This is a genomic window from Streptomyces sp. NBC_00386 (genome assembly GCF_036063235.1).
GTDB lineage: Bacteria > Actinomycetota > Actinomycetes > Streptomycetales > Streptomycetaceae > Streptomyces.
Genome location: NZ_CP107950.1, coordinates 4,710,599 through 4,722,919 on the forward strand (window position 1 = coordinate 4,710,599; position 12,321 = coordinate 4,722,919).

Sequence of the window (12,321 nt, forward strand, 5' to 3'; positions counted from 1 at the left end):
TGACGTACGGGACTTGTACGCACGGCGGGGGCGGTCGGGTTGCACACGGCCGGCGAGACTTCGGACATTCGGGCGGGGGGCATGACCGAGGAAGAGTTCGACGCGTTCTACGCGACCGCCTTCCCCCGGCTGACCGGTCAGCTCTACGCGTTCACGGGGGATCACGGCGAGGCGCAGGACGTCGTCCAGGAGGCGTTCGTCCGCGCCTGGGACAAGCGGCACGAGTTCCTCGCCGACGGTGCTCCCGAGGCGTGGATACGGACCGTGGCGACGCGGCTCGCGGTGAGCCGCTGGCGCCGGGCCCGCCGCTGGCTGGAGCTGGTGCGGCGCACACCTCCGGCCGACCACACACCGGGCCCGGGCCCCGAGCGCACCGCGCTCGTCACCGCGCTGCGAACGCTGCCCGAGGCCCAGCGGATGGCGATCGTTCTGCACCATCTGTGCGACTTGAGCATCGAGCAGGTAGCCTCCGAAACCGGTGCCCCCGTCGGCACGGTCAAGGCCCGGCTCTCGCGTGGCCGGACGGCGCTGGCGCGGGTGCTCTCCGAGGATCCGGCGGACCTGGCCGGCTCCGCGCGTCCGTCGGGGTTCGCGGCCGCGTCCGGCAAGGGCGAGAGGGAGGACGACCGTGTCCGATGAACTCGCCTCCGCCCTGCGCGAGTTGGCGAACGAGGCGGAGAGGCCTCCGGTGCTGAGCGGTGCGGAGATCCGCGGCCGGGCGTCGGGCCGACGGCGCCGCCGCCGTACGGCTCTGGCCGCGGGCGGCATCTGCGTCGCGGGCGCGCTCGCCCTGGTCCTCGTGGTGGGCCTGGGAGGAGGGGCACAGCGGAAGTCCCCGCCGGCCGCGAGCCCCACCGCCGTCCCGAGCCTGCCGACGGCGTCGCCGGACGCCACGATCGATCTGGGCAGGCGCGTGATCTCCGTCGCCGGCCACCGGCTGACGCTCCACGGCGACAGTCTGACCGGGGACACCCCGACGGTCCGGATGACGGTCACAGAGAAGGAGGCCGGCATGAGGGTCTCCAGCGAGACGGCCCGCTTCGGCGGCGACTACTCCTTCGAGGCCTCCTGGGTGGTCGAGCTCACCGGGCCCGACGGCGGAATGGACTACGTGGGCTCCCTGGGGACCGGTGACCAGGCCATCTCCGACCCTGACCACGGCTGGATCATCCTGGACATGACCGATGCCAAGCTGCTGTACGACCGGCTCGAACCGGGCGCCGTGGTCGAGATCCGCCCGTCGGCCAACGCCTCGGCCTCCTCGGCGGCGCACCGGGGCAGGGCGACGGCGGGCTCGGGCGCGGCCACCGGCACGGCGGCCGGCTCAGGAACGGGAACCGGGGGAACCTCGGGCGGCTAGCACGGCCTTCGCGGCCGGGCTGGCCCACGCCCCGGAGTCCGACAGCACCAGCGGCACTCGCACCCCGAAGCCCTCAGCCCTCAGCCCTCACCGGAACGACCGGCGCCCGCGTGTCCTCAGAGGGGCGGCTGGGCCGGAGCAGGGCCGAGGGTCGTCGTGCCCGGGGCGGTGCGGTGGCCGAGGCCGGTGCGGTAGGCGTCCAGAGCCGCTTCCACCCGGCCGGTGCGCCGCAGCAGGTCGCCCAGCAGCCGGCACAGGTCCGCCAGGTCGCCCGCCGCGCCCGCCCGCTCCAGCAGGCTCATCGCCCGCACATAGTGCTCCTCCGCCGCCTCGGTGTCGCGGCTGTCCTCCGCGATGATCCCGAGCAGGCGGTGCGCGGCGGCGGCGTGGATGGCGCCCCGCTCGGAACTCAGGTCACCGAGCACCTGCCGCAGCAGTCCGTCCGCCTCGTCGGACTTGCCGCGCCGGTGCAGCACGTCGGCCAGTTCCACCGCGACCTGGCTGGTGTACAGCGCGGCCCGCTTGGCAGAGAGCATGGCCTGCGCCTCACGCAACTCGCCCTCCGCACGCTCCAGTTCACCGTTCTGGGCGTACAGATAGCCGCGCATCCAGTGGCAGTTGGCGAGCTCGGTGCGGATCTGGAGCTGCCGGTAGAGCTCGGCGGCCTTGGCGAGGGAGGCGTCGGCCTCGGTGATCCGCCCTTCGGCGATCATCGTCCGCGCCACCGACCGGTGCATCCGCGCCACCAGCGCCGGGTCCTGGACCTGCGGCGCGAGGGCGAGCGCGAACTCTGCGGCCTGGGCGGCACGGGCGTGCACGCCCATGTCCATGTAGGGCCCGATGACTCCCGTGTAGAGGAGAAGCAGCGCCTCGGGATCGTGCAGGCCCGTCCGGTTGAGCTCGTCGATGGTGGACTCGAACAGGTAGCAGGCGTAACGGAGTTCACCGGCGAGGTAGTGGGAGACCGCCCGGCCGCGCACGGCGGGCACCCGCTGCGGCAGCGGCGCGTCCCCCATCCGCTGCTCCGACTCCTCGAAGCGCCGCTGCGCCGTCTCCAGGTCCCCGGTGTCCAGAGCGCATTCGCCGAGTCCGAGAAGCGCCGCCGCCTGCTCGGCGACCAGTCCGTGGGCCTCCGCCTCCGCGAGCAGAACCGCGTAGACCTCGGCGGCCACCTCCGCCTCTCCGGTGGAGAGCGTGCGCTGCGCGTCCGTCAGCCGCAGCCGCAGGCCGGTGGCGAGATGGGCGGGCCGCCCGGTCGCCAGCTCCTCGTACGCGATCCCGAGACGCCCGGCTATGTGCCGCAGCGCGGGCTCGGAGGCCCGCACCCGGCCGGCCTCCAGAGTGGAGATGTACGCGGGCGTGTACACGGGCTCCGCGAGCTGTTTCTGCGTCAGGCCTCGTTCTGTGCGCAGCTGTTGCACCCTGCGCCCGATGATCTCAGGGTCGTCCCGCTCCGCCATGAACCAAGCATGCCATCAAGCCGAGTTGAACCGGTCCGGCTTTTGACTACTGTCCGGCCTCGGAGCCTCTTGCGACAGGAGCCCGGGAGCCTCTACGTTAAGCGGCGGATTAAGCATGCTTAATACGCCGCTGTTGTTGCGAGGTCACCGTGCTCCGACGTATTTCCGCACGCTACTCCAGAGGGTTTCTCGCCGCCGTCATCGCGGTCGCCGCGCTGGTCACGGCGGCGAACGTCGGCCCGGCGAGAGCGGCCGAAGCGGCCCCCGCGGCACACACCACCGCGCACACGACCGGTCAGCGGTAACTCCCCGCGGGCCGTCGACGCACGCTCCCCGAGTCGTACGAGAGCGGCGAATCCCCCGTGCGGGGAAACCATGGCGCCTACAGTGAACCGGTGACCTCTACCGCCGCCCGTACCGCGCTGGACCTCACCGCCGACCTCCCGGTCCCCGCCCTGGAGGACTTCTACCGGGATCTGCACCGGCATCCCGAACTGTCGCTGCGCGAACACCGTACGGCCGCCGCCCTCGCGGAACGGCTGCGGAAAGCCGGGTACGACACGACCGAGGGCGTGGGCGGCACGGGTGTCGTCGGCGTTCTGCGGAACGGGGACGGGCCCACCGTCCTGCTGCGCGCCGACATGGACGCGCTGCCCGTCGCCGAGGAGACCGGGCTGCCGTACGCCTCGGAGACCGACGGAGTCATGCACGCCTGCGGCCACGATCTGCACGTCACCTGGCTGACCGGTGCGGCGGACGCACTCGCCGCCGGGAGGGACACCTGGTCCGGCACGCTGGTGCTGGTCGGACAGCCCGCCGAGGAGACCGGCGGGGGCGCGGCCCGCATGGTCGCGGACGGCCTCCACGAACGCTTCCCGGTGGCCGACGTCCTGCTCGCCCAGCACGTGGTGCCCGGCCCCGCCGGGCTGTACCCGCACTCCCCGGGTCTGATCATGTCCGCCTCGACCGACCTGGACATCGTCGTGCACGGGCGGGGCGGGCACGGTTCGCGACCCGAGACGACCGTCGACCCGGTGGTGACGGCCGCGTACATCGTGACGCGGCTCCAGACGGTCGTCAGCCGGGAGATCGCGGCCCGGGAGTCCGCCGTGCTGACGGTGGGACGGATCGAGGCCGGCACCCGGCACAACATCATCCCGTCCGAGGCCCGGATCGCCCTGAACCTGCGGACGCAGTCGCAGGACGTACGGGAACGGATGATCGCCGCCGTGCGGCGCGTCGCGGCGGGCGAGTGCGCGGCGGCCGGCTGCCCGGCCGAGCCCACGGTCACCGTCGGCGACGACTTCCCGGTGACCGTCAACGACGCCGGGACCGACCGCCGGATCGCCGCCGTGCACGGCGAGGTCTTCGGCGCCGGGACGGTCCTCGATCCCGGTCCCGCCATGGCCAGCGAGGACTTCCCGCGGCTCGCGGTCGGCCGGATCCCCTACTCCTACTGGTTCGTGACCGGCACCCCGGCCGACGTCTGGAACGCCGCCCCGGGCAGCGACGACCTCATGACCAGGCTCGCGGCCGTGCCCAGCAACCACAGCCCGCACTTCGCCCCCGACCTGTCCACGGTCGCGCCGGGGGTGCGGACCCTGGTGTCGGGGGCGCTGGCCTCGCTGTCGGCCGGGAAGTGAACCCTCCCGGTCCGTGTTCGCTCAGGCCTGCGTCTGCAACTGGCTGAGCTGGCGCCTGACATGGTCCAGCGCGCCCTCCCGGCGTCCGGGCACCCGCTGTCTCAACCGGGCCAGTTCCGGCCCGAGTTCACGGGCCCGCGCCGGATCGTCGATACGGCCCCACTGGTGGTGCGCGCGGTCCACGGCGGACTCCACCTCCGGGGCGCCCGGTGCCTGTCCCGCGTCCAGCCGGTTCGCCGCGAGGGCCAGCCAGCCACGGCAGCTGCGCTCGGCGTCCCCCGCGAACATCGCCAGGTCGGCCCGTACCTCCATCCAGTGCAGCACCGGCTCGGACCCGGACCCGTGCGTCCGCAGCGCCTCCCGCTCCCACCGCGCCGCCAGCGCGAACGCGTCGTCGTGGCGTCCGTCGCGGACCGCCGCGGTGATCTCCTCGTGGGGATCGGGGGAGACCGAACCGCCTCGCCGGCCGGCCTGACCGGGAAGCTGCACGGACGGCACGGACGGCACGGACGGCACGGATGGTGGAACCGGCGGGTGCGGCGGATGCGCGGGCGCGTGCGGCGGAGCCGTGACAGTCGTGAACTCCGGCGCCGGGGGCCAGGGTTGCCCGGCCCACGCCCGCCCGGGCGCGAGCACCAGGTCCGCCGCTCCCGGCCGGGCGTTCTCCTCGCCCGAGATCCTCGTCAGGGCCTGCTGGTGAAGCTGGGCGGGGGAAGGGCGGTGACCACTGCGGAGCAGGGTGGCGACGGCTCTCATGTACGCCGGCTGTGCCACCGTCCGGCGCGACGGCGGCGGGGCGACCCGGCCGTACAGCTCGGTCGACGGGCCCGCCGTGAGGGGGCGCCCGGCGAGGAACTCCCAGGTGTCCGTGTCCGCGTGCAGGTCGACGAAGACGGTCGTCGAACCCGGTGGACGCAGCCGGAGTTCGTCGGCGACCCAGCGCCAGGGGAAGGCCGTGTAGCGGACCGTCGCCGGGGTGGTGCGGGCCAGCGCGAGGTGCGGAAGCCGCTGGCGGCGGTCCAGTTGGAGCTGTCCCGTCACGAACATGGTCAGCGGTCCGGGCGCCGTCGCCGCCCCGCGCAGCCGGGTCAGGACGGCCTGCGGCTCCAGCGGGTCGGCCAGTTCGACGACGTTGGCCGTCTCGGTGCCCGACAGCACCGGCGGGGCGACGGCCGCGAGCACGGGGAGCACGGAGGCCGCGTCCACCAGACACCCCCTGCCCACCGGCGAAGCCGCGAGGAGCAGCACGGTTCCGGGCACAGGTTGCCTCCCCCATCGATCGGACACATCAGCACCGTAACGGCTGCGCATGCAAAGAGGGGACGTGAAGGGGGACGAACCCCCCACCCGGCCGAGAACCGCGAAGTCCGCGTCCGCCACCGCGGCTACGTCCCCCGTCCGCCGCCCGCCCGACGCCGTACGGCGAAGATCGTCGTGTCGTCGGCGAGCCTGCCGCTGCAGTGGTCCAGGGTGCCGTCGCGCACGAACCGGACGAGGCGCTGCGGGTCGGCGATGCGCGGGTCCCGTGGCAGCGCCTTCGTGAGGGTGTCACGGAGCGGGAAGAAGTCGCCCGCCGTGTCGCGGGCCTCGGTCACCCCGTCGGTGACCAGGAGCAGGGTCTCGCCGGGGGCGAGCGGGACCCGGAGCACCGATGGCGGTGCGGGTGCCAACTCGCCCATGCCGAGCGGGAGTCCGTCCCCGGCCGGCAGACTCCGCACGCCGTCGGCGGTGACCACGAGCGGCGGTTCGTGGCCGAAGTTGACGACCTCCACGGTGACCGGAGCGTCCTCGGGGAAGGCGACCAGGACGCCCGTCGCGAACCGGTCGCTGTCGCTGCGGCCGAGCGCCACGCGGTAGCGGTTGTGCCGCAGCATCCTGACCTCCAGCCGGCCGGCGACCGTGGCGAGGTCCGGCTCGTGGTACGCAGCCTCGCGGAAGGTGCTGAGCAGCGCGGCCGCCGCCTCGACCGCCGCGAGTCCCTTGCCCTGGACGTCCCCGAGCAGCACGCGGGTGCCGTGCCGGCCGGGCTGGATGTCGTAGAAGTCGCCGCCGACCCGGGCCTCGCTGTCGGCGGCGAGGTAGACGGCCGCGTGGTCGAGGCCGCCCCAGCCCGGGGGCATCGGGCGCAGCACGGTACGCCGGGTCGTCTCGGCGATGTCCCGCATGTGCAGCATGCGCCGCTCGGCGCGCAGCCGCACGGAACAGGCGAGGGCCGCCAGGCCGCTGCCGACCACGACCAGGATGAAATCGGGCAGGCCGTTCTGGTACTGGTGCGGCCACGACGTGTCCACGGCGCCGTAGACGAGCAGCGACAGCGCGGCGAACACCATCGTGCCCAGCACTCCGCAGATCGCCGCGGCGATGACCGGCACGAGCACGAGCCAGGAGATGATCCGGAACCGGCCGGAGGTGTTGACGTCGAGCAGCGCGATGCCGATGAGCAGCAGCAGCGGGGGCAGCCAGACGACGCTGCGCCCGTGCACCCGCAGCGGCGTCGACCGCCGGGAGGCTTCCTGCACCCCGGCGAGCGGCCGCAGGGCGTGCCGTAACCGGTCGTATACGGATCTCCGGTCGGCCACCTCGCCGTACCGCCTCCGTCTCGTTGTCTCAGTAGGCGACGGACATACGGCCGTGCGGGTGGACGGGCATCTCCAGCTGGTCGACGAAGGCCATCGCGTAGTCCTCGGCGCTGATCCTGCTCTGGCCGCCCGCGTCGGTGAGCATGCGGTCACCGCCGATCCTGAACTCGCCCGTGCGCTCGCCGGGGCCGATCTCGGCGGCGGGTGAGATGTAGGTCCAGTCGAGATCGTCGACGTCGGCCCGCAGATAGGTGAGGGCGTCGCGGTGGGCGAGGGCCTCGGGAAGGTAGGCCTCGGGGAAGTCCGGCTGGTCGCACGCGGCCTCGCCGGGGGCGACCTCCAGGGTCCCCGCCCCGCCGACGATCACGAGCCGGTGCACCCCGGCCTCACGGACGCCCTCCACCAGGGAGTGGTTGAGGGCGAGGAAGGGTTCGCGGGGATCCGAGACGTCCCGGGGCGGGACGCATGCGGACCCCACCGCGTCCGCGCCGGCCACCAGCTCGGCGACCTTCGCCGGGTCCGCGGCGTCGGCCGCCGCCGCGGTGACCCCGGGAACCGGGGACTGGCCGGACCGGCTGACCGCGACGACCTGGTGTCCGCGCGCCGACGCCTCCGTGGCGATACGGCTGCCGACCATGCCGGTGGCACCGAAGAGTACGAGCTTCATGCACCTCAGCGAAGCACGCGACCATGATCACCGCATCCCGGCGAAGCGGCGTGGAGGGGTGCCGTGGGGGGTTCCGTGGGGGGTTCCGTGGGCGGTCGGGCCCCGACTTGCCAGGGGCTGCGGCGAGGTGTGACCTGGAAGGCGGGGGCGAGCAGAGAGGAGTCCTTCCATGGCTCAAGCCGCACCCGTGTCAGGGACACCAGGTACATCCGGATCGACCGACGTCTTCGGGGAACAGACCCACACGATGGCGAAGTGGGCCGTGCCCGTCGTCGGCGGACTCGTCTACGGCTACTGGGCCGCCGCCATCAACCGGGACGCGGGTGCCATCACGGGCTGGAACGTGCTGTTCGGCTTCGTGTGCGCCATCGCGTTCGCGGCGGCCTACATGGGCGCCCGGACGGTGGCACCACTGATGCGGCGCGAGGCGCACGCGCTGGTGTGGGCCGTGTTCGCGGGCTGCGCGTTCGGTTTCCTGTACAGCCAGACCGACGCGACCGTTCTGCGGTCCGTGTTCATGTCGCTGCCGGTGGCGGTGGGCGTGTACGCGGTGGCCTTCTACCGCTATTACACCCGCGAGGACGCGGCGGGAAAGACGGCTGACGTCGTAGCGCGCCGTTGACGGCGCCCACGCACATGAGGCCCCGGCACCGCCGGGGCCTCATGCGTCTCCCTCACTCACCTGCTCACCCACCACCTGGGACCCAGTCCCAGGAGTTCGAGGAGGAGCCAGACACGGTCCAGCTCCACGCGCTGGAGACGGTGAAGCTCCAGGAGCCGGAGGCGGTCACACTCCATCCGGGGTCGTTGCGCGGGTTGCGCCCGTCGTCCCAGTGCGCGTTGTGCCACGTCCCGTCCTTCTGGTCGGGGCACGGGTCCGAGCAACTCGGCACCCACCGGCCGTCGGTGTCGACGAAGGCCGCGCTGGCCCAGGCATGGGCGCCGACGAGCCAGTACCAGACAGAGGTGCCGAGCACGCTCTGGCCGTTCACCGCGCACTGGACGCGGTCCTGGCTGCCCGGCGAGAGCGCGCCGACGACGGGCGAGTTCGTGCTGGGCTGAAGCCGCAGGTTCAGTTCTCCACGGGAGATGACGGTGCCCCACACGGAGCTTCCGGAGCCGTCGCCGGTCGACGCCGACTCGGTCGCCGCCATGGAGGGACCGGCGGCCAGGACGGTCAGTACACCGCCGCTGAGCAGGGCCGCGGCAAGAATCCGCGGGGCTGGGGTGGTGCGCATATCGGCCTCCTTTTCCCCAGATCCAGGAAACACCCGTTCGGGTGAGGGCTCCACCTGAGCGGCCAAAGCCCTTGGGGCCACAGGGATGCACGGGGGTGAGCGGCAGCCCCGGAGGGTGCCGGCGGGACCCGGACGGCCGTCCGACGGCGTACCGGCGGGGCACGGACCGGGTGCCGCCGGAGCCGGGCGGGCTGCCGGCGGGGGCCGTGGTCCGGCCCTGCGGGACGGGCGCGGCAGCTCCCCGTACGGCTTGTCATATGCGCCCATTTGCAGTCGTCCCGGTCGCGTACGGGGTCCGGGAGGCCTTGCCTGAAGGGGTGTCCCCTCGTGTCCGGAGCGCCCTGTCGGCCGTGCTGATCGCGCTCGCCTGCCTCCTCGCGCCGCTCGGCGCGCTGTCGGCGTGGGCGACGTACGGCCTCGGCGACTCCGAGCGGTACGAGGCCACGATGGCGCCGCTCGCCGGCGACGACGACGTCCGGGACGCCATCGCGGCCGGCGTCACCGACGACATCCTGCGCGAGGTCCACGTACGGCCAAGACTCCAGGGGCCGGTGAACCACTTCGTGCGGGACGCCGTGCGCTCGTTCACCGAGACCGAGGCGTACCGCACGGCGTGGGAGGCCGCCAACATGGCCGCGCACGACGCCGTGATGCGGGCGCTGCGCGAGGACCGCGAGGGTGCGGTGACCGTCGATCTCGCGCCCGTCACCGAGCAAGTCAAGCGCCGGCTCGCCGACGACCACATGCCGTTGGCCGGCCGGATCCCGGTCGCGCACACCGAGGTCACCGTGCTCGAGGCCGAGGACCTGGCCCGGCTCCGGAAGGGGTTCCACGTGCTCGAAGTCGCCGGATTCTGGCTCCCGTCGGCGTCGGTCGTCTTCGCGGCGACGGGCATCGTCATCGCCGTGCGCCGCCGCCGGGCGGTCCTCGCGACGGGCCTCGGCACCGCTCTGGGCGCCGCGCTGCTCGGTGTCGCGATCACCGTCGGCCGCAGGCTCACCCTCGACGACCTGCCGCCCGATGTGTCCCGCACGGCCGCGGGCGCGGTGTACGACGCTCTCACCGAGACCCTCCGGTTCGTCAGCTGGCTGCTGCTGGCCATGGGTCTGACGGTGGCTCTGACCGCCGCGCTCGCCGGCGTGTACGCCCGTCGGCGGCGGCCGGCCGAGGCACCCCGTCAGATTCCCGCCGAGCAGTCGACCCACGTGGGCGCCTGACCCGGGACCCGGCGGGACCGCGCCCGGGGCCGCCCCGGGGAAACCGACATACTTGGGGCATGTCCCGCGAGTTCCCCATCGGCCTCACCCCTCCCGACTGGCTGGTCAGGAACCTCCAACCGCAGCGGGTCCCCGTCAACCGGGCCGCCGCCGCCCGCGCCGCCGTGGCCCTGTCGCTCCCCCTCGCGATCGGCCTCGCCTGCGGACAGCCCGCGTACGGCGCCCTGGCCTCCATGGGAGCGCTGTCCGGAGTCATCAGCGACACCGCGGACGCGTACCGCATGCGGATCCTCAACATCGCCGTCCCGCAGTTCTTCGGCGCGATCGGCGTCACGATCGGCGCCGCGGTCTTCGGGCACGGCTGGACCGCCGTCGTGACGGTGACCCTGATCGCCCTGGTCTCCGGGATGATCTCGTCGATCGGCGCCGTCGCCTCCGTCACCGGACTGCTGCTGCTCCTCAACTGCGTGATCGGCGCCGGACTTCCGCTGCCCGGCGCCTGGTGGCTCGCGCCGCTGCTGATGTCCGGCGGCGGACTCCTCGTCCTCGCGCTGACCCTGCTCGCCTGGCCGCTGCGCTCGGGGGTGCCGGAGCGGTCCTCCGTCGCGAGCACCTACCGCACGGTCGCGGACCTGCTCGCCGCCGGAGGCACCGACGACTACGAGCGCCTCCGCATCGCCGTCACCCAGTCCCTGAACGAGTCGTACGACCTCGTCCTCGCCCGGCGGGCGTTCCACCACGGCCGCAGCCCCGACCTCGTCCGGCTGCTCGCCCAGCTCAACGCCGTCACGCCGGTCGTCGAGGCCGCCCCCGCCGCCCACCAGCGGGGCGAACCGCTGCCCGCCGCGATCCCCGCCGCCGTGAGCCTGCTCGCCGACACCATCGAGACCGGCGGCACCGGCCCCCTCGAACTGCGGCTGCCCGCCCCGGCCGACGAGACAGGGCGCGCCGTCGACCACGCCCTGCGTCACGCCGCCGGTGTCGTCACCGACCGGTCCCCCGACCCGCGCACCCTCGACGACCGCCTCGGCCGGCCCGCCCGCCTGCGCGTCCGCGCCGCCCGCGCCACCCGCGGCGTCCTGCTGTCGGCGGCCTCCTGGCGCTACGGCACCCGCCTCGCCCTGTGCATCGGCCTCGGCCAGGTACTCGTCTCCACCGTCGAGGTGCCGCGCTCCTACTGGGTCGCGCTCACCATCACCTTCGTCATGAAGCCCGACTACGGTTCCGTCTTCTCCCGGGCCCTGCTGCGCGCCCTCGGCACGGTCGCGGGCCTCGTGGTCGCGGCGACCGTGCTGACCCTGGTGCCGCGCGGCTGGTGGGACGTGCCCGTGCTGATGGTGCTCGGGGCGCTCATCCCGGCCCTGACCCCGCGCGGCTACGGCTATCAGACCGCCGCCATCACCCCGGTGATCCTGCTGCTGTCCGACATCCTCAACCACCAGGGCACCGGGCTCATCGTCCCCCGCCTCGTCGACTCCCTCATCGGCTGCGCCATCGCCCTGGTGGCCGGGTACCTCCTGTGGCCGGAGAGCTGGCACGCCCGGGTCGGCGACCGGCTCGCGGACGCGGTCGCCGACACCGCCGGCTATGTCGAGCTGGCCTTCGGGGACGCCGCCGAGCCGGCGGCCCGCGCCCGGAGCAGGCGCCGGCTGTACCGCGACCTCTCCTCCATCCGTACGGAGTTCCAGCGCGCGCTGACCGAACCGCCGCCGAACGGACGCCGCGCCGCGGCCTGGATGCCGCTCGTCGTCGCCGTCGAGCGGATCGTGGACGCGACGACCGCGGCCCGGGTCCGTGTCCGCCAGGGCGCGGCCGAGCCGTCCGCCGCCGAGATCTCCACCATCGCGCGCCAGCTGCGGGAGCTGTCCGAGGGGCTGCGCGAGACGGACGTGCTCTTCGCCGTCCGCGCCGACCTCACCGGACCCGAGGCCGGCGTCCTCGAACCGGTGCGGCAGGAGGTCGCGGCGGCCAGGGCGATCACCTCACCGCATTGACACGGGAGGCGTCGGCACCGACTATTCGGCCATCGTCCCGACTCCACGCGCGGGACGGACGGAACTCAGAATTCCGACAAATCACCGTGGTAGGAAAGTGAACCCGTGGGCGCTGTAAGGGGGTTGACGCGGCGGTTGTCCGGTGCGCAGCCCCTGCCGAAGA

At 73.5% G+C, this 12,321-nt stretch carries 12 protein-coding genes; 7 read left to right on the forward strand and 5 right to left on the reverse strand.

What is annotated here, in order from left to right; translation table 11 throughout:
• Nucleotides 1–81 precede the first annotated feature (81 nt).
• Both OG780_RS20700 and OG780_RS20705 read left to right on the forward strand, forming a co-directional pair.
• Complete coding sequence (locus OG780_RS20700; RefSeq protein WP_328450313.1) at nucleotides 82–639, forward strand: SigE family RNA polymerase sigma factor; 558 nt, start codon at nucleotides 82–84, stop codon at nucleotides 637–639.
• On the forward strand, nucleotides 629–1,360 hold the full coding sequence (locus OG780_RS20705; protein ID WP_328450315.1) for a L,D-transpeptidase: 732 nt from the start codon (nucleotides 629–631) through the stop codon (nucleotides 1,358–1,360). Before OG780_RS20700 ends, OG780_RS20705 begins: the two co-directional genes overlap by 11 nt.
• Before the next feature lie 116 nt (nucleotides 1,361–1,476).
• On the opposite strand, the gene OG780_RS20710 is transcribed toward OG780_RS20705, so the two are convergent.
• On the reverse strand, nucleotides 1,477–2,820 hold the full coding sequence (locus OG780_RS20710) for a helix-turn-helix domain-containing protein (RefSeq protein WP_328450317.1): 1,344 nt from the start codon (nucleotides 2,818–2,820) through the stop codon (nucleotides 1,477–1,479).
• Between the two features lie 149 nt (nucleotides 2,821–2,969).
• Here OG780_RS20710 and OG780_RS20715 point away from each other — a divergent pair, with 149 nt between their 5' ends.
• Together OG780_RS20715 and OG780_RS20720 are read left to right on the forward strand one after the other, a co-directional pair.
• Nucleotides 2,970–3,125 carry a hypothetical protein gene (locus OG780_RS20715; protein WP_326786650.1) on the forward strand — a complete coding sequence of 52 codons (156 nt, stop codon included), beginning with the start codon at nucleotides 2,970–2,972 and terminating at the stop codon, nucleotides 3,123–3,125.
• A 90-nt stretch (nucleotides 3,126–3,215) separates the two neighbouring features.
• The gene (locus OG780_RS20720; protein ID WP_328450319.1) at nucleotides 3,216–4,463 is read left to right on the forward strand and encodes an amidohydrolase; all 1,248 of its coding nucleotides are present in this window, start codon (nucleotides 3,216–3,218) and stop codon (nucleotides 4,461–4,463) included.
• A gap of 21 nt (nucleotides 4,464–4,484) precedes the next feature.
• Here OG780_RS20720 and OG780_RS20725 read toward each other — a convergent pair whose 3' ends face one another.
• From OG780_RS20725 to OG780_RS20735, 3 genes are all read right to left on the reverse strand, one after another.
• Nucleotides 4,485–5,723, reverse strand: coding sequence for a hypothetical protein (locus OG780_RS20725; RefSeq protein WP_328450321.1), 1,239 nt, complete (start codon nucleotides 5,721–5,723; stop codon nucleotides 4,485–4,487).
• Between the two features lie 125 nt (nucleotides 5,724–5,848).
• Nucleotides 5,849–7,000: a PP2C family protein-serine/threonine phosphatase gene (locus tag OG780_RS20730; protein WP_443062323.1), complete on the reverse strand. Its 1,152-nt coding sequence runs from the start codon at nucleotides 6,998–7,000 to the stop codon at nucleotides 5,849–5,851.
• A gap of 70 nt (nucleotides 7,001–7,070) precedes the next feature.
• Nucleotides 7,071–7,709 carry an NAD(P)-dependent oxidoreductase gene (locus OG780_RS20735; protein ID WP_328450323.1) on the reverse strand — a complete coding sequence of 213 codons (639 nt, stop codon included), beginning with the start codon at nucleotides 7,707–7,709 and terminating at the stop codon, nucleotides 7,071–7,073.
• 169 nt (nucleotides 7,710–7,878) lie between these two features.
• Here OG780_RS20735 and OG780_RS20740 point away from each other — a divergent pair, with 169 nt between their 5' ends.
• On the forward strand, nucleotides 7,879–8,331 hold the full coding sequence (locus OG780_RS20740; protein ID WP_328450325.1) for a hypothetical protein: 453 nt from the start codon (nucleotides 7,879–7,881) through the stop codon (nucleotides 8,329–8,331).
• A 64-nt stretch (nucleotides 8,332–8,395) separates the two neighbouring features.
• Here the strand turns inward: OG780_RS20740 and OG780_RS20745 are convergent, their stop codons facing one another.
• Nucleotides 8,396–8,947: an SH3 domain-containing protein gene (locus OG780_RS20745; RefSeq protein ID WP_328450327.1), complete on the reverse strand. Its 552-nt coding sequence runs from the start codon at nucleotides 8,945–8,947 to the stop codon at nucleotides 8,396–8,398.
• 317 nt (nucleotides 8,948–9,264) lie between these two features.
• On the opposite strand from OG780_RS20745, the gene OG780_RS20750 reads away from it, so the two are divergent.
• Entirely contained in the window at nucleotides 9,265–10,164 is a 900-nt protein-coding gene (locus OG780_RS20750; RefSeq protein WP_328450329.1) for a hypothetical protein, read from the forward strand.
• Between the two features lie 59 nt (nucleotides 10,165–10,223).
• Entirely contained in the window at nucleotides 10,224–12,158 is a 1,935-nt protein-coding gene (locus OG780_RS20755) for an FUSC family protein (RefSeq protein WP_328450331.1), read from the forward strand.
• Nucleotides 12,159–12,321 lie beyond the last annotated feature (163 nt).

Bases quoted from the DNA above. Each gene is read 5' to 3' on its own strand.
- OG780_RS20700 (WP_328450313.1), top strand. From the start codon at position 82: ATGACCGAGGAAGAGTTCGACGCGTTCTACGCGACCGCCTTCCCCCGG.
- OG780_RS20740 (WP_328450325.1), top strand. From the start codon at position 7,879: ATGGCTCAAGCCGCACCCGTGTCAGGGACACCAGGTACATCCGGATCG.
- OG780_RS20755 (WP_328450331.1), top strand. From the start codon at position 10,224: ATGTCCCGCGAGTTCCCCATCGGCCTCACCCCTCCCGACTGGCTGGTC.
- OG780_RS20710 (WP_328450317.1), bottom strand. From the start codon at position 2,820: ATGGCGGAGCGGGACGACCCTGAGATCATCGGGCGCAGGGTGCAACAG.
- OG780_RS20735 (WP_328450323.1), bottom strand. From the start codon at position 7,709: ATGAAGCTCGTACTCTTCGGTGCCACCGGCATGGTCGGCAGCCGTATC.
- OG780_RS20745 (WP_328450327.1), bottom strand. From the start codon at position 8,947: ATGCGCACCACCCCAGCCCCGCGGATTCTTGCCGCGGCCCTGCTCAGC.